Origin of the sequence: Streptomyces racemochromogenes, from assembly GCF_044129415.1 — a bacterium.
In the GTDB taxonomy this organism is placed as follows: Bacteria; Actinomycetota; Actinomycetes; order Streptomycetales; family Streptomycetaceae; genus Streptomyces; species Streptomyces racemochromogenes_A.
On record NZ_JBBDHD010000008.1, the window covers coordinates 56145 to 72661 of the forward strand.

Genomic DNA, 16517 nt, shown 5'->3' on the forward strand with positions numbered 1-16517 from the left:
TGCGGTCGAGGACGCACGGAGGAGTCGGTGTACGGGTGAGCACGGAGAACGTCGTAGGCATCGTCGTCGCGGTCTGCCTGGTCGGATACCTGGTCCTGGCGTTGTACTTCCCCGAGAAGTTCTGAGCGGGAGGCCCGACGAGGGGCCGCCGCGTCACGCGGCGGCCCCTCGTCGTGGCCCCGGGCGGCAGGCCTTCTGCGTCGTCGGCGGCACCGGCACCGAGGGCGGGCGGCGGTACCGCGTCCCTGCGGGAGTACTCGCCGCCCGCTGTGCTTCAGGCGGGGGGCGGTGTGCCGGGGCGGGGGCGGCGGGCGGTGTCCCAGGCGTGCCAGAGGGCGGCGTACGCGCCGTCCGCGGCGAGGAGTTCGTCGTGGCTGCCGAGCTCGACGATACGTCCGCCGTCCATGACCGCGATCCGGTCCGCGTCGCGTACCGAGTCCAGGCGGTGCACGATGGACACGACCGTGCGGCCCTCGATCAGCGCCGCCAGCGAGCGTTCGACGCGGCGGGACGCGGTGGAGTCCATCATCGCGGTGGCCTCGTCCAGGACCAGCGCGTACGGGTCCGACAACAGGAGCCGCGCCAGCGCCAGTTGCTGGGCGTGGGAGGGGGAGACCAGGACCGCGCCGGGGCCGATCTCGCTGTCCAGGCCGTCGGGCAGGGAGCGCACCCAGTCCGCGAGGAGGACGCTCTCCAGCGCCCGCCACAGCGGGGCGTCGCCCGTGCCGGCCCCGCCCGCGGCCTCGGCGGTGTCCGCCACGGGTGCGCGGCCGTCGGCCAGGAGGAGGTTGTCGCGCACCGTCCCGGTGAAGACGTGCTGTTCCTGGGTGACGAGGACGATCTCGCGCCGCAGCTGTCCCACCGGCAGGTCGGTGATGTCGGCGCCGCCGATCCGCACCGTCCCGCGCGTCGGGTGGTGCACGCCCGCGAGCAGCTTGCCCAGGGTGGACTTGCCGGCGCCCGACGCCCCGACGACCACCAGCCGTTCGCCGGCGGCGATGTCGAGGTCGATGCCGGTGAGCACCTCACGGCCCGTTCCGTAGCCGAACCCGACCCCTTCGAGGCGCACGGCGTGGCCGTCGGTGGGGGCCGGCGGCCGCGGCTCCTCGCGGGGCAGCCGCTCGACGCCGAGGATCCGGCGCAGCGCGGCATTGCCGATCTGGAGCTCGTCGGTCCAGGTCAGCAGGTCGTTCAGGGGCTCGCCGAGGGCCTGGACGTAGAGGACCACGGCGGTCAGCTCGGCCAGTCCCACCTCGCCCCGCTGGTAGGCGAGTCCGCCGATGAGGAGGGTGAGCGCCATCGGGACCATGGTGGCCAGGTCCAGGCTCGGGAACCAGATGGTCTGGAGCCAGGTGGTGCGCTGACGGGTGCGGACCACCCGGTCGACGGCCGCGCCGTGGCGGGCCGCCTGGCGCGGGCCGAGCCCGAGGGCCTCGGCGGTGGCGGCACCGCGGGCGGTCTCGTGCGTGACGGCCAGGACATCGGCTTCGTGCGCCAGGAGCCGCTCGTACGCGCGGGTGGCGCGCGGCCGGTACCACCACGTGGACAGCACGGCGAACGGCACTCCGGCCAGCAGGCCCAGCGCCAGCAGGGGCGAGGTGAGCAGGATGGCCGCGAAGGTGAAGACGAGGGTGACGGCGGCCAGCGCGATGCGGGGAACGGCCTGGCGGATGCTCTCGCTCAGCCGGTCGGCGTCGGTCGTGGCGCGGCTGAGGAGGTCACCGGTGCCGACCGCCTCGACCTCGGACAGCGGCAGTGCGAGGACGCGGCGCACGAAGTTCTCGCGGGTACGGGCGAGGACCCGTTCGCCGAGGAGGGTGGCCTGGGTGCGGGCGGCCCGGGCGAGGAGGGCCTGGCAGAGGAGGACGGCGACGAAGGCGAGGGCGAGCAGGTCGACCCGTCCGGCGGTGGTGCCGTCCTTGACGGATTCGACCAGGTGGCCCAGCAGTCGGGGGCCGATCAGGCTCGCGACCAGCGCCGCGGCGAACATCCCGAACGTGAGGGCCAGTCGGGGTCCCTCGCCGCGCAGGAAGACCCGGGTCCAGGTGCGGACGTCGGACCGGTCGGCCAGGGGCAGCCGGCCGGCGCCGCCGGGCGGGCCGGCGGCGCCGGGGTCCGCGGTGGCGGCCGGGGCGGTGTCCGCGCCGGCCGCGGCGGACCGGGTGGGGGTGGTGGTCATGAGGGCACTCCTGCGGAGCGGTGGGTGCTGCCGGGGACGGACGGCCCGTCGAGGCGGACCACCTGGTCGGCGGCGCCCTGCCACAGGGGGCTGTCGGTGAGGACCACGGTGGTGCGGCCGGCGCGCAGTGCGGCCACGCGGGCGACGATGCGGGCTTCGGTGTGGGCGTCGACGGAGGCGGTCGGGTCCTCCAGGACCAGGACGTCGGGCGCCGCGAGGAGGGCGCGGGCGAGGATCAGCCGCTGGCGCTGTCCGCCGGACAGGGCGCGGCCGCCCTCGTCGAGGCGGGCATCCAGAGCGCCGGGCAGGGCCTCGACGACGTCGACGGCGTCGGCGGCGAACAGGGCCTGTTCCAGGGCCTGCCCGGACGGGTCGGTTCCGGCGGTCAGCTCCTCCCGTACGGTGCCGCTGAAGAGGATGTCGGCGGGGCCGGAGCGCAGCAGCCGGGTGGCGATCGCGGCGGGGTCGGCCCGGTCCAGGGGGACGCCGCCGAGCCGGACCTGCCCCGCGGCGCCCTGGGCGCCGGGGCGGCTGAGGCGGTCGGCGAGGTCTCCGGCCCGGTCGGCGGGGGCGGTGACCACGGTGAGGCGGCCCGCCCCGGCGGTGATGCCGGTGCCGGCGTCGGCGAGGTCGAGCGGGCCGGCCGGGAGCGGTTCGGGGCGGTCGGGCGGGACCGCCGCGGGGGTGAGCCGCAGGAGGGTGCAGACCCGGCCGGCGGCCACCTTGGCGAGGCTGAGGGTCTCGGCGGCCTCGGTGGCGGTGCTGACGGGCAGGGTGAGGAAGGCGGAGGCCCCGTAGAACGCGACGAGTTCGCCCGCGGTGATGGTGCCGTCCAGGGCGAGGCGGGCACCGAACCAGACGATGCCGACCGTGACCAGTCCGGGCAGGAAGACGCCGGCCGCCTGGAGCCAGGCCTCCATCCGGCCCGCGGACTCGCCGGCCCGGCGCACCTGCTGGCTGGTGCGCCGGAACCGCTCGGCGAAGCCGGCCTCACCGCCGATGCCGCGCAGGATGCGCAGGCCGGCCACGATGTCGCCGGCCTGGGAGGTGGCGATGCCCATCTGCTCGCGCTGCTCCTCGTCGCGTGCCTGGAGGGGGCGCAGCAGGGGTCCGATGCCGAGGACGGCGGCGGGTACGCCGATGAGGACGGCGAGGCCCAGGACGGGTGAGGTGACGGTGAGGGCCACGGCGACCAGGACGGCGGCGACCACCGCGCCGACGGTGCGGCCGATGACCTCGAAGGCGTTGCCGATGCTCTCCACGTCGGCGGCGGCGGAGGCGGCGACGTCCCCGGAACGGGCCTTTCCGCGCAGGGCGGCGCCGAGCCGGACGACCTGCCGCATCAGCACCCGGTGGGTGACCGACAGGGCGTGGGCCTCCGCTCCGACGGCGGCCTGGATCAGCCCGGCGCCGGCGAGGGCCTGCAGGACGCCGAGGCCGAGGGCGAGCAGCGACCACAGGAGCAGCCCGGACGGGTCGGTTCCCTGCCCGGCTTCGTCGATGGCCCATCCGATGACCAGGGGGATCAGCGCGAGGGGGACCATCCACAGGGCCCCGAGCACGGCGGCGAGGACCAGCGGCAGGGGCCGGATCCGCACCAGCCACCACAGGTAGGCCCACGGGCCGCCGGCGTCGGCCTCGGGGACGGCGGCGGGGGCGACCGAGGCGTCGAAGAGTCGGTTGCTCACAGGTACCGGTCCCGGGTCGCGGCGCGGTCGACCTTGCCCGTGCGGGTGTGCAGCAGGGCGGGTACGGCCACGATCCGGTCGGGGACGAGCGGCCCGGGGACGGCGGCGGACAGCCGCTCGCGCAGCGCGGCCGCGGATTCCTGTGCGGTGCCGCGTCCGCTCGCGCCGGGGGTGGGGACCACGAAGGCGAGCAGGACGGTGTGGTCGCCCTTGGTGTGCGCGGCGGCGGCGACCGCGGCCACGCCGGGGAGCCGGCCGACGGCCTCCTCGACGTCGAGGAGGTCCACGCGGTGGCCGCGGATCTTGACCTGGTGGTCGATGCGGCCGTGGAAGACGAGTGCGCCGTCGGCGCCCTCGGTGACGAGGTCACCCGTGCGGTACCAGCGGTCGGTGTCGTCCGGGCCGGTCCCGGTGAACCGGGCGGCCGTGCGCACGGGGTCGTCGACGTACCCGGTGGCCAGCTGGGGCCCGGCCACGAGGAGTTCGCCGGGGCCGTCCGGGTCGTCGGCCCCGGGGGCCACCGCCTGGCGTACGGACGGCAGCGGGCGGCCGATCGGCACCCCGTCGGGGAAGTCCGCGGGCGCTCCGGGGCCGGCGAGGACGGCGCTGTGGGTGACCAGGGCGGTCTCGGTGGAGCCGTAGGTGTTGAGCAGGACGACGTCGTCGGCGCCCAGCCGGCGCCAGCGTTCCAGCATGTCGGCGCGGACGGCCTCGCCCCCGATGACCACGGTCTCCAGGGAGCGGGGCAGGGCGCGTCCGGTGTCCAGCAGGTGGCCGGTGTAGAGGTGCCAGTAGTCCACCGGCAGGTTGACGAGGGTGACCTCGTTGTCGGTCAGGACGCGGTCGAGGTCCGCCTCGCCGTCCTCGTCGAGGACCACGAGCCCGCCGGTCAGCAGGGCCGGGAGGATCTCCTCCAGGCTGGTGTCGCCGTCCAGCCGGTGGAAGTTGAGGGCGACGGTGCCGGGTCCGGCGCCGTACCGGCGGATCAGGTGGGGCAGCACGGCGTGCAGGGCCCGGTGGGGGACGGCGGCCGCCCTGGGTGCTCCGGTGGAGCCCGAGGTGAACAGGACGTACGCCGGGTCCTGCGCCCGTACGGGCTGGCCGGCCTCGCGCAGCGGCGCGCGGGACGGCCCCCAGTGGGGGCGCAGGACGCGGTCGACGGCGGGCAGCCGACCGGTCTCGGCGGTGGCGACGAGCTCGCGGCAGCCGAGGGCGCGCAGGGCCCGGTCGGCGTGGCCCTCCGGTCCGTCGGCGACCGGGACGTAGCCGCGGCCGGCGGCGAGGACGCCGAGGACGGCCGCGATGTCGCGGACGCTGTGGTGCACGTGGACGGCCACCGGCGGTGCGCCCGCCGTGCCGCGGACGGCGACCAGGTCGGCCACCGCCCCTGCCCAGCGGGCCAGTTGGCCGTAGCCGACGGTCACCCCGTTGTCGACCACGGCGGGCCGGTCGGGGTCCGAGCGGGCGATGGCGAAGAAGGGGTCCAGCACGCTGGGCAGGATCATGGCAGGGGTCTTCCGGTCCGTCCGTGGGGCGTTCAGCGGGTGGGGGCCTGGGGCGCGCCGTGCGCACCGGGCCCGGACAGGGCGTCGAGGAGGGTGGTGAGGGCGGCCCGGTGGCGGCCGGCCAGCGCGCGTACGGTGGCCTCCTCGTGGAGGGCGGTGGAGTACCACCACTCGACGCGCAGGACGCCGTCGTCGGTGGTGGCGATCACCTCGACCGGGTGCGGGCGGGTCCAGTGCCCGGCGGTGATGTCGCCGACCGGTTCCGGGGCGATGTCCGGCAGGAGGGTGCCCAGGGGCAGGGTGTCGGCGTCGTCGCCCTCGAAGTCGAAGGAGACGTCGCTGGGCGCGACGGCGCGCAGGGCGGCGGCGATCCGGGGCCGGCCGTGCCGGGCGAGCGCGCCGAAGCCGACTCCGCCGCCGGGGAGGGCCGCGAGGTGGCCGACGGTCCGGGCCAGGCGTTCGGCGGGGGTGCCGGGGGCGAAGTCCAGGCGGACCGGGACGGTGGTGGTGAACCAGCCGGTGGTGCGCGACAGCCGGGTGTCCCCCACGGTCTCCTCCCGGCCGTGGCGCAGGACGTCCAGGCGTACGGCCGGCTCGCCGAGCCGTTCGGCGAGGACCTGCCCGAGGGCGTGCAGGACGAGGTCGCCGGGGTGGGCCCGGTGGGTGCGGGCCGCCGTGTGGAGGCGGGCGGTGAGGTCCTCGGGGAACTCCTCGCGGTGGGTGGCGGCGGTGGCGGCGGTGTTCACCGCCCGCGGGTCGGCCACCGGGTGGTCCGGCGGGAGGCCGGCGGGGGTGCGGGCCACTTCCGTCCACCACTCGGCCTGCTCCTCCGCCTCGGGGGTGCGGGCGTGGGCGGCGAGCGCCCGGGCCCACTCCGGGTAGGAGGTGCCCTCGGCCGGCCACACGTCGCGGCGGCCCGCCTCCAGTGCCGTGTACACCTCCTCCAGGTCGGCGAGGAGCACGGACCAGGACACCATGTCGACGGCCATCTGGTGCACGGTGACCAGCAGTCGGCCGGGGCGGCGGGGTCCGGCGTCGAAGCGGACGAAACGCGCCACGCGTCCGGCGGCGGGGTCCAGGGAGCGCTGCTCCACCGCGCACCGCAGGGTGACCGCGGCCGACAGGTCCGCGTCGGCGAGTTCGCTGACGTCGACGGTGTCGAGGACCGTGCCGAGGGCCGCCTCCGGCGGGCCGTCGGTGGCGAGGGCGGCGGCCAGCTGCCGGGGCCGGCGGGCGGGGCGCTCCTCGACGGCCAGGCGCAGCGAGGCGTGGCCGGCCACGAGCCGCCGGACGGCCTCGGCGAACAGCCCGGGGTCGATGCCCGGCCGGGTGGTGAACAGCATGGCCTGGTTCCAGTGGCCGCGGTCGCCCGTCTGCTCCTCCCAGGCGTGTTCCTGGGCGGGGGTGAGGACGACGGGGCCGTGGGCGGCGCCGGGCGGGGCGGCCTCGGCGCCGCCGCGCCGGGCGGCCCGCTCGGCGACGAGTTCGGCGAGGCGGGCGGCGGTCACCTCGGGTCCGAACAGCTCGCGCAGCTGCACCTGGACGCCGAAGCCGGCTTCGATGCGGCGGGCGGTGCGGATCAGGTCGAGGGAGTCCACACCGAGGTCGCGCAGCGGGGCGGTGAGGTCCGCGTCGGGGGCCAGGACCGCGTCGGCGAGCCAGCCGGCGAGCCGGTCGTACACCTCCGCGGGCGTCGGCCCGTCACCGGCGGTCCGCCCCTCGCCACCGCCCGGCGGCCGGGGCTCAGGGGCGGTGGCGGGATCGGGGGCCGCGGGGTGCTCGCCGGGGGACGCCTGTCGTACGGGGGTGGTCACGCGCCGGCCTCCCCGAGGGATCCGGCGGGGCGGCGGACGAGGAAGGGGCCGAGGGCGAGGGCGTCCAGGGGGAGCCGGTGGAAGGTGGCGAGCGCGTCGCCGGGGCTGCACACGACCGGCTCGTCACGGCCGTTGAAGGAGGTGTTCATGATGACCGGGGTGCCGGTGTGCCGGGAGACCTCGCCGATGAGGCGGTGGTAGAGCGGGTCGACGGCGGGGGAGACGGTCTGCGGGCGCGTGGTGCGGTCGCTGTGGACGACGGCCGGCATGGCCGCGGCCCCGGCCTCGGTCACGGGGGTGGTGACGATCATGTAGGGCAGCGGGGTGGCGGTGCCGATGAGGGCTTCGGCGGCCTCCTCCTGCATGCTCGGGGCGAAGGGGCGCCACGCCTCGCGGTCCTTGATGCGGACGTTGACCCGGTCGCGGGTGGACTCGGGGTCGGGTACGGCGACCAGGCTGCGGTGGCCCAGGGCCCGGGGCCCGCCCTCGGCGCGGCCCTGGAACCAGCCGGCGACCCCGCCGGCGGCCAGCACCCCGGCGGTGGCCGCGGCGATGTCCGAGGGTTCGGTGTACGCCGTCCCGGAGGCCTCCAGCACGTGGCGGATGCGGTCCGGGGACCACTGCGGGCCCCAGGCCACGGAGCCGTTCATGGGCTTGATCCGGTCGCCCTCCTGGGCGGCGGCCCAGACCGCGGCGCCGAGCGAGACGCCCTGGTCGCCGGCGAGGGGCTGGACGAAGAGGTCCCGGACCTCCGGCATCCGCATGATCTTGCCGTTGAGCGTGGCGTTGAACCCGACCCCGCCGGCGATCATCAGGGTGGTCTCGCCGGTCTCCCGGAGCAGGCCGCGGACCAGTCCCATGACGGCGCGTTCCAGGGCGGCCTGGGCCGTGGCGGCGACGTCGCGGTACGCGAAGGGGTCCCGGGCGGTGGCCCTGGCGAAGCGGCCGGTGGCCGGGTCGAAGCGGCGCGTGCTGCGGTTGGGGCCGTCGGGGAGGGCCCCCTCCAGGTGCTCCAGCCAGTGCCGGATGGTGGCGGCCTCCTCGTCGGTGCTGCCCGTGGAGCGCAGGTCGGGCGGGACCACGCCGATGGTGAAGTCCTCGTCGGTGAAGTCGAAGGCACCGCCGAAGGTGAGGTCCCCGGGGGTGCCGTAGGAGGCCAGGCCCATCATCTTGCCGGCGTTGTCGGCGCCGAGGCCGGCGTAGGCGCAGACGGCGGCGTAGAAGTAGCCCAGCGACCAGCCGGGGGTGTGGGCGCGCAGTTTCTTGATCTCGCCGTCGATGCCGACGGCGAGGGTGGTGCTCTCGTTCTCGCCCTGGCCGTCCAGGACGAGGATCGCGCCGCGGTCGCGGCCGGAGAGGTGGTAGGCGCTCGCGGCGTGGGCGATGTGGTGGCCGACGAAGGTCAGCCGGGGGTCGGCGCCGCGCGGGAACAGCTTCTTGGGCAGCAGGTGTTCCAGGGCCTCGGCGTCGCTGCCGAACCACTCCAGGCCCCGGTCCGCGAAGAGGGCGGGCAGGTCCCACCCGTGGGCGACCACGTCGATGTCGTCCAGGGTGAGACCGCCCTCGGCGAGGCAGTAGGCGGCGGCGTTGAGGGGTGCCTCCCCGTAGGCGTGCTTGTGGCGGGTGAAGCGTTCCTCCTCGGCCAGGGCGATGACGTCGCCGTCCACGACGAGGCAGGCGGCACCGTCGTGGCTGGCACCGGGCCAGCCGTTGACTCCGAGCACACGCATGGTCAGTCCCCAAAGGTCGGTCGGATCCTCCGGTTCCGCCTCGGGCCCTGTCGGGGCGCTCGGCGTCCGGTCACGGCAACGGATCTTGTCGGTCCGCCGGGTTGTACACGACCTGGGACTTTGTGCGGAGATCCGCGGCGAAGATCGCGGAGGCCGCTTTCAGCACCTCGTTGGCGTGCCGGAGTTCCTCGACCTCGTCGCGCAGCCGGCGCAGTTCGGCCCGTTCGTCGGGGGTCAGCGCGTCCCCGGCCGGGCGGCGCGCGGCGGCGCCGGCCGAGGCGGCGGCACGGGTGCCGCTGCCGGTCCGGCGGGGACCGCCGGAGCGCGGCCCGGCCGCGGGCGGCGCGGGCTGGCGGGGCAGGGCGCCGGGCGGGGGCGGCGCGGTCGGGGGGAAGGCGGCGGCCCGGGAATCGGAGGCCGGTTCGCCCTGCAGGGGGCCGCGTCCGGCGCCGGGCCGGGCGGCCGCCGGGCCGGCCGCGGTGGATGCCGGGCGGCCTCCGGAGGGTCTGTCGCTCTCCGCCAGTTCGCTGCTGAGGCGGTTCCAGCGGCGGGTCCAGGGCTCCGGATCGCCGCCGCACGCCGCCACGTAGGCGAGGGTCACCTTCAAGGAGGGTTTGTGCAGTCCGCGGGCCGCCTCGGCGAGGGTGGCCACGGAGTAGTGGGCCCGCTTCGCCATCGTCCGGTACGAGGGGTTGCCCGCCTGCCTGCGTAAGCCGCGCAGTTCGTGGGCGAATTCCTCCAGCGGTCCTGCCATGGGGTCCAACAACCGCTCTGGCCTGGGCATGCTTCTCCCCTGGTGGTGGATGGTGTCGAGCGAAGCGCGGGTCTTCGTCGCGCCGTACAACCTGCTGGGCGGCGGACGCACCCGGCGTGACGGCCGGTTGCCGGCCCCCGGGGCGACCGGGGCCGCCGCACCGGGACCTCTCGGACATTGGTACATGCCCCCGGCATATCGATCAATCGCCATCCGAGGAATCCGGCCACCATTCGGCCGGGTTCGTCCAAATAAGGCTGCCCTAACCCACACCAGGGGGCGGGACGTCCGAAGACGTTCGCCGCGCGTTCCGCTTGTCGGCACGCGACGCCGCGCCGCACAAGGCGCCCGCCGTCCCATGCTCAGTACAACTATCCGCCTTCGGCGTGATGTTGTACAGGGCCGAACCCACCCTGCGCCCCGTACAACCGCCCCTCGTGTACAACTCCGGGGCTCTGCAAGATCGGTTGCCGTCAGGCGATAAGGCCGAAAGCGACGGGAATGGGTGGCGGGTTGGTGGACACAGCACGCAGCCAGACGGAATCAGCGGCGATCGAAGGCGTCTACACGTACCGGAGCAACCCCCTCGTGGAACCGGACTGGCGGCGCTTCCCCGGATGGCGGGATGTCACCGAAGCCCAGTGGGCGGACCCCCAGTGGCAGCGCGCCCACTGCGTCAAGGACGCGAGAGGACTGCGCGCCGTCGTCGGCGACCTGCTCGACGAGGAGTTCTACGAGGACTGGGAACAGGACCGCCGGCACCGGGCGACCATGTCGGTGCTGCTGCCGCCCCAGATGCTCAACACCATGGCCCCGGACGCGGCCGCGGCCCGCCCCGGCGAGCTGACCAAGGCCTTCTACGACGACCCGGTGCGCCGCTACATGCTGCCGGTCTTCTCCGACCGGCACCCGCGCTGGCCCTCGCACCCGATGGCCAGCCGGGACTCGCTGCACGAACAGGACATGTGGGTGGTGGAGGGGCTCACCCACCGCTATCCCACCAAGGTGCTGGCGGAGCTGCTCTCGACCTGCCCCCAGTACTGCGGGCACTGCACGCGGATGGACCTGGTGGGAAACTCCACCCCCCAGGTCACCAAGAACCGGCTCCTGCTCAAGCCGGCCGACCGGGCCGAGCGGATCCTGGAGCACCTGCGCGCCTCCCCCGGCATCCGGGACGTGGTGGTCTCCGGCGGCGACCTGGCCAACCTGCCGTGGCCGCGGCTGGAACGGTTCGTGGCCGGCCTGCTGGAGATCGAATCCGTCCGCGACATCCGGCTGGCGAGCAAGGGGCTGGTAGGGCTGCCGCAGCACTGGAGTTCCGGCCCGGTGCTGGAGGGTGTGGAGCGCCTCGCGCGTACGGCCCGCTCGCGCGGCGTGCGGATCGCGCTGCACACCCACGCCAACGCGGCCCAGCAGGTGACGCCCGGGGTGGCGCGGGCCGCCTGGGCGCTGCTGGGCGCCGGCCTGCACGACGTGCGCAACCAGGGCGTGCTCATGCGCGGGGTCAACGACAGCGCGCACGACCTGCTGGACCTGTGCTTCGCGCTCGCCGACCACGCCGGCGTCACTCCGTACTACTTCTACATGTGCGACATGATCCCGAACGCCGAGCACTGGCGGGTGCCGCTGCACCGGGCACAGGTGATCCAGCGTCAGATCATGGGCTACCTGCCCGGGTTCGCCACCCCGCGCATCGTCTGCGACGTGCCGATGGCCGGCAAGCGGTGGGTGGACCAGGCCGACTCCTACGACCGCGAGCTCGGGGTGTCGCACTGGAGCAAGAGCTATCTCACCCCGCTGGAGGCGGCGGATCCGGACGCCCACAGCGGCTCGTACCACTACTACGACCCCATCGACACGCTCCCGCTCTCCGGGCAGCGGTGGTGGCGGGACACCCGCCAGGGGTAGAAGAAGGGACAGTTGCACAGCCATGAGCAGTCTCCGTCCACGGCGTGAAGACCCTCCGGTGCTGGAGGAGTGGTACCGCCGGCACCTCGGCCCCGACATCCACGACATCAGCTCCAGCGGGGTCCATCCGTACACCTTCGCCGAAGTGCGCGACCTCTGCGGCATCCCGGCCGCGGACCTCGACGCGGTCGTCATGGACGACAGCGTCTCCCAGGGCGGGGCCGGCATCCGCCAGGCCATCGCCGACCGCTACGCCGGCGGCGACGCCGACCGGGTGCTGGTCACCCACGGCTCCAGCGAGGCCATCGCGCTGACGCTGGGCGCCCTGCTGCGCCCGGGGGACCGGGTGGTCGTCCAGGAGGGCATCTACCACTCGCTGGGCCACTACCCCCGGGCCGCCGGCTGCGAGGTGGCACGGCTGCCGGGCGGCGCCGTGCGCGACGGGGAGATCGACCCCGACGTGCTCAGCGCCCTGGTCACGCCCGGCACCGCGGCCGTCGTCGTGAACTTCCCGCACAACCCCACCGGCGCCACCCTGTCCCCGCAGGGCCTGAAGGCCCTCAAGGAGCAGGCCGCGCAGGTGGGCGCGGTGCTGGTCTGGGACGCCGCCACCGCCGAGATCACCCACCGCTGGGAGGTGCTCGACGACCCCGGGGCGGACGGCGGCCCCACGGTCTCCTACGGCACCTTCTCCAAGACCTTCGGCCTGCCGGGCCTGCGGGTGGGCTGGGCCGTCGCACCGACGGAGCTGATCACCGCCACCTTCCCGCTGCGCGACCGGACCACGCTGTTCCTCTCGCCGCTGGTCGAGCTGATCGCGGAACGGGCCATGCGGCACGCCGACGCGCTGATCGCCACCCGGGCCGCCGAGGCGCGCGGCAACCTCGCGCACCTGACGCGGTGGATGGCCGAGCACGAGGACCTGGTCCGCTGGACCCCGCCGGAGGGCGGTGTGTGCGCGCTGCCGGTCTTCCGCGAACTGGAGCGGGCGGCGGCGGGACCCGAGGCGGTGGAACGTTTCTGCCTGGAGCTGCTCGACCGCCACCGCACCCTGCTCGTGCCCGGTACGGCCTTCGGCGCGCCGCACGGCGCCCGGCTCGGCTTCGGCGGCCCCCAGGAGGGCTTCCGGGCCGGACTCGCGGGGCTGTCGGCGTTCCTGCGCTCGCGCGGGGGAGGCCGGTGACCGCCGTGGCCGGACCCGAGGTCCTCGGCCTGTGGGACCGCTCGGTGCGCGAGCACGCCGCCGGCCCCGCCCTCGTGACGCCCCGCCGGGTGCTGTCCTACCAGGACGCGGACCGGCTGACCGACGCCTGGGCGGCCGCCCTCACGGCGCGCGGGGCCGGGCCCGGGAAGCTGGTGGGCCTCGCCTTCGGCGACCCCGCCCGCACCGTGCTCGGCATGCTGGCGGCGCTCAAGGCCGGGGCGGGGTTCACCGTCCTCGACGACCGGCTGCCGCCCGCGGCCCGGGCGGCGCTGGTGGAGCGCACGGCGGCCGCGGTGTGGCTGGGCGACGGAGCGCACGCGCCCGAGGGGGCGTTCGTACCGGCCGCCCAGGACCCCGCCGGCGGCGCGGCGACGGCGGCGCCCCGGCCCGGGCGGCCGGCCGACGGGTCCGACGTGGCGTACGTGCTGTTCACCTCCGGGTCCACCGGTCGGCCCAAGGGCACGGTCGTCGAGCGGGACGCCCTGGGCCGGTTCACGTCGGCGGTCGCCGAACGGCTCGGGCTGACCCCGCGCGACCGCTGGCTGCAGGTGGCCTCGCTGGGCTTCGACGTGCTGATCGAGGAGGTGTTCCCGGCCTTCGCCGCCGGGGCGGCCGTGGTGTGCCGGGACGACACCCGGGCCCTGGACGCCGAGGAACTGCACATCACCCTGGCCCGGACCCGGACCACCGTGGTCGAACTGTCCACCCAGTACTGGCTGGAGTACGCCCGCTGGCTCACCGCGAGCGGTACGACCACCCCGCCGCAGCTGCGCACGGTGGTGGTGGGCGGCGAGCGGATGGACCCGGGGCCCTACCGCGCGTGGCAGGCACGGCAGCCGGCCGGCCTCGCCCACGTCTACGGGCTGACCGAATGCACCGTCAGCTCCACCTTCTACACCGGGCTGCTGCCGGCCGACGCGCGGGAGGTTCCGCTGGGCACCCCGCTGCGGGACGTTCTCATCAGCGTCCGGCGCGAGGGCCGCCCGGTGCCGGACGGCGAGACGGGGGAGATCCACATCGGCGGACCGCTCCTGGCCCGCGGCTTCCTCGACGACGAGGCCGCCACGGCCCGCCGCTTCGTCCCCGATCCGTACGCCGCCGAGCCCGGGGCCCGGCTGTACGTCACGGGTGACCTGGGACGGATCGACGCCGACGGGCAACTGGTCTTCCTCGGCCGGGCCGACGACCAGGTCAAGATCCGTGGCCACCGGCTGGAGCCGGCCCGGGTGGAGCGCGCCCTGTGCGAGCTGCCCGGGGTGGAACAGGCGGTGGTCTTCCCCGACCCGGCGACCGGTACCGCCCTGTGGGCCTTCACCGTTGCCGCGGACCCTGCGGCCGCTCCCCTGCCCGGCGAGGCCGTACGGCTGACGGGCCTCGACCGGGACGCGCTCGTGACGCCCCTGGAGGCGCAGCTGCCGGACTGGGCGGTGCCGCGGGTGCTGTACCGGGTGGCGGTCCTGCCGAAGAACCCGCACGGCAAGGTGGACAAGCGCCTGCTGTCCGCCTGGGCCGCCTCGGCCCCCGCCGGCGTACAGGCCGCCGGTGGGCCGGGCCCGGACCGGGCCGTCGACGCCGCCCGGGAGCCGCTGGAGCCCGTCCTCACGCTCTTCCGCGAGGTCCTGGGCGCGCCCGCGCTCGGCCCCGACGACAACTTCTTCGACCACGGCGGCCAGTCGCTGCTCGCCATGCGCCTGCTGGCACGGCTGCGGGAGTCGGACCCCGCAGCCGCCGGACTGCGGGCGAGCACCCTCTTCGCCTCCCCGACCCCCCGGCTGCTCACGGGAGCGCTCGCCGAGCGCCGGGCCGCCGCCCGGACCTGACCACCCCGTCCGACACCGCACCACCGAGGGCCCGCGGCCCCGGCCCCGGCCGTCCGCGGGCAGCACCCATCCCCCGACCACTCAGCGAGAGTTGGCATGTCGAACCTCACCGACCAGTCCACGCCCGGCTACACCCTGACGGCCGCCGAGGCCTCCGCCATCGCGGAACTGAGCCTCGAACTGGCCGCCGCCTACCCGTCCTTCGGCGACCCCGGCCTGCTGCGCGACCTGCCGCGGCTCGCGGCCCGGCTGCCCGAGGGCGTGCAGGACTTCCTGCGCGAGTTCAAACTGGCCGACCGCCACGGCCACACCGTGATCCGCGGGCACGACTTCGACCAGCGGCGCATCGGCCCCACCCCCGGCCACTGGCGGGGCCGCGGCCGGCCCGGCCCGGAGTTCCCCGAGGAACTGCTGCTCATGCTGTACTCGGCGCTGCTCGGGGAGCCCTTCGGCTGGGCCACCCAGCAGGACGGCCACCTCGTCCACGACATCTTCCCGATCCGCCAGCACGAGAACGACCAGCTCGGGATGGGCAGCAAGGAGCTGCTGACCTGGCACACCGAGGACGCCTTCCACCCGTACCGCAGCGACTACCTGATCCTCGGCGCGCTGCGCAATCCCGACCACGTGCCCACGACGGTGGGCGAGCTGGACCTGTCGTCGCTGTCCGACGAGGACGTCGACATCCTCTTCGAGTCGCGCTTCCACATCGCCCCCGACGAGTCGCACCTGCCGAAGAACAACACGATCGCGTCCGAGGAGGAGGCGGCCCGGTTCGCCACCATCCAGCGGATGATCGACGAACGGCCGCTCGGCCCGCTGCTCTACGGCTCGCGCAGGGACCCGTACATGCGCCTCGACCCGTACTTCACCTCCGTGCCGGAGGAGGACACCGAGGCGCGGCGGGCCTACGACGCACTGTTCAAGGTGGTGGACGCCGGGATGCGGGAGGTCGTCGCCGACCAGGGCGACGTGCTGTTCATCGACAACCACCGCGCGGTGCACGGCCGGCTGCCCTTCCAGGCCCGCTACGACGGCACCGACCGCTGGCTGAAGCGGGTGTGCGTGACGTCCGACCTGCGGCGCTCGCGCGAGATGCGGGCCACGGCCCGGACCCGGCTGCTGGGCTGACGCGCCGGTGTCCCCGACCCTCACCGACCTCTCCCGCGACCCGTGGCTGCTGCCCGCCGTGGACGACCTGATCGCCGCCAACATGCCCGCCTTCATGGGCTGGGAGTCCCCCGGGAACTGGCGCTGGCACGGCATGTACGAGCGCTACCCCGCCCACCAGCTGTGCCTGGTGGACGAGGACGGCCTCCTGGTGGCGGCGGCCAACGGGCTGCCGGTCCGCTGGGACGGCAGCGCCTCGTCGCTGCCCTCCGGCAGCGACGAGGTCCTGGTGGAAGCCGTCGACCACGGCCCGCCGGAGCGTCCCGACGCCCTGTGCATGCTGTCGGTGTCCGTACACCCCGGACACCGGGCCGCGGGCCACGCCGAGCGGCTGCTGACCGAGGTGCGGCGGCGGTCCGCGAAGGACGCGCCCCGCGGGGTGGTCATCCCGGTCCGGCCCACCCGCAAGCACCGCTACCCGCTGATCCCGATCGGCGCGTACGCCGCCTGGGTGCGGCCCGACGGGCGCTGCTTCGACCCCTGGCTGCGCACCCATCTCGAACTCGGCGCCGCCCTGCTGGGCGCAGCCGAGCGTTCCCTGGTGATCCGTCAGCCCGTGTCCCGCTGGGAGGAGTTCCTCGGCCATCCGCTGCCCGGCCCGGGGGACCACCTGCTGCCCGGCGCGCTGGCGCCGCTGCGCGTCGGCGAGGACGGCCACGCCACGTACACCGAGCCCAACGTGTGGGTGCACCACCCCGCCGGACCGCCCACGCCGTGACACCGGGGCGGGACCACGGCCCGTCCC

The 16517-nt window shown here is 75.4% G+C and carries 12 protein-coding genes; 6 read left to right on the plus strand and 6 right to left on the minus strand.

Annotation, left to right across the window (positions count from 1 at the left end):
• The first annotated feature begins 35 nt into the window (after positions 1 to 35).
• On the plus strand, positions 36 to 125 hold the full coding sequence (gene kdpF, locus WDV06_RS05040) for a K(+)-transporting ATPase subunit F (protein ID WP_395508395.1): 90 nt from the start codon (positions 36 to 38) through the stop codon (positions 123 to 125).
• Between the two features lie 149 nt (positions 126 to 274).
• Here kdpF and WDV06_RS05045 read toward each other — a convergent pair whose 3' ends face one another.
• The 6 genes from WDV06_RS05045 to WDV06_RS05070 all read right to left on the minus strand — a co-directional run bounded on the left by WDV06_RS05045 (position 275) and on the right by WDV06_RS05070 (position 9670).
• Positions 275 to 2179, minus strand: coding sequence for an ABC transporter ATP-binding protein (locus tag WDV06_RS05045; RefSeq protein ID WP_395508396.1), 1905 nt, complete (start codon positions 2177 to 2179; stop codon positions 275 to 277).
• Positions 2176 to 3867, minus strand: coding sequence for an ABC transporter transmembrane domain-containing protein (locus WDV06_RS05050; RefSeq protein ID WP_395508397.1), 1692 nt, complete (start codon positions 3865 to 3867; stop codon positions 2176 to 2178). The genes WDV06_RS05045 and WDV06_RS05050 overlap by 4 nt, the downstream gene beginning before the upstream one ends.
• On the minus strand, positions 3864 to 5372 hold the full coding sequence (locus WDV06_RS05055; protein WP_395508398.1) for an AMP-binding protein: 1509 nt from the start codon (positions 5370 to 5372) through the stop codon (positions 3864 to 3866). Before WDV06_RS05055 ends, WDV06_RS05050 begins: the two co-directional genes overlap by 4 nt.
• Positions 5373 to 5404: 32 nt before the next feature.
• Complete coding sequence (locus tag WDV06_RS05060; protein WP_395508399.1) at positions 5405 to 7186, minus strand: condensation domain-containing protein; 1782 nt, start codon at positions 7184 to 7186, stop codon at positions 5405 to 5407.
• Positions 7183 to 8916, minus strand: coding sequence for a carbamoyltransferase family protein (locus WDV06_RS05065; RefSeq protein WP_395508400.1), 1734 nt, complete (start codon positions 8914 to 8916; stop codon positions 7183 to 7185). Before WDV06_RS05065 ends, WDV06_RS05060 begins: the two co-directional genes overlap by 4 nt.
• A 70-nt stretch (positions 8917 to 8986) precedes the next feature.
• A complete protein-coding gene (locus tag WDV06_RS05070; protein ID WP_395508401.1) occupies positions 8987 to 9670 on the minus strand; it encodes a helix-turn-helix domain-containing protein in 684 nt (227 codons plus the stop codon).
• A 516-nt stretch (positions 9671 to 10186) separates the two neighbouring features.
• On the opposite strand from WDV06_RS05070, the gene WDV06_RS05075 reads away from it, so the two are divergent.
• From WDV06_RS05075 to WDV06_RS05095, 5 genes are all read left to right on the plus strand, one after another.
• Complete coding sequence (locus tag WDV06_RS05075; RefSeq protein WP_395508402.1) at positions 10187 to 11578, plus strand: KamA family radical SAM protein; 1392 nt, start codon at positions 10187 to 10189, stop codon at positions 11576 to 11578.
• A gap of 22 nt (positions 11579 to 11600) precedes the next feature.
• On the plus strand, positions 11601 to 12761 hold the full coding sequence (gene vioD, locus WDV06_RS05080) for a capreomycidine synthase (RefSeq protein ID WP_395508403.1): 1161 nt from the start codon (positions 11601 to 11603) through the stop codon (positions 12759 to 12761).
• Complete coding sequence (locus WDV06_RS05085; RefSeq protein ID WP_395508404.1) at positions 12758 to 14602, plus strand: amino acid adenylation domain-containing protein; 1845 nt, start codon at positions 12758 to 12760, stop codon at positions 14600 to 14602. The genes vioD and WDV06_RS05085 overlap by 4 nt, the downstream gene beginning before the upstream one ends.
• 96 nt (positions 14603 to 14698) lie before the next feature.
• Complete coding sequence (gene vioC, locus WDV06_RS05090; protein WP_395508405.1) at positions 14699 to 15733, plus strand: arginine beta-hydroxylase, Fe(II)/alpha-ketoglutarate-dependent; 1035 nt, start codon at positions 14699 to 14701, stop codon at positions 15731 to 15733.
• Positions 15734 to 15740: 7 nt separating this feature from the next.
• Complete coding sequence (locus tag WDV06_RS05095; protein ID WP_395508406.1) at positions 15741 to 16490, plus strand: hypothetical protein; 750 nt, start codon at positions 15741 to 15743, stop codon at positions 16488 to 16490.
• Positions 16491 to 16517 lie beyond the last annotated feature (27 nt).

Coding starts and splice junctions, on each gene's coding strand:
- WDV06_RS05055 (WP_395508398.1), bottom strand. CDS start 5,372: ATGATCCTGCCCAGCGTGCTGGACCCCTTCTTCGCCATCGCCCGCTCG.
- WDV06_RS05045 (WP_395508396.1), bottom strand. CDS start 2,179: ATGACCACCACCCCCACCCGGTCCGCCGCGGCCGGCGCGGACACCGCC.
- vioD (WP_395508403.1), top strand. CDS start 11,601: ATGAGCAGTCTCCGTCCACGGCGTGAAGACCCTCCGGTGCTGGAGGAG.
- vioC (WP_395508405.1), top strand. CDS start 14,699: ATGTCGAACCTCACCGACCAGTCCACGCCCGGCTACACCCTGACGGCC.
- WDV06_RS05070 (WP_395508401.1), bottom strand. CDS start 9,670: ATGGCAGGACCGCTGGAGGAATTCGCCCACGAACTGCGCGGCTTACGC.
- WDV06_RS05065 (WP_395508400.1), bottom strand. CDS start 8,916: ATGCGTGTGCTCGGAGTCAACGGCTGGCCCGGTGCCAGCCACGACGGT.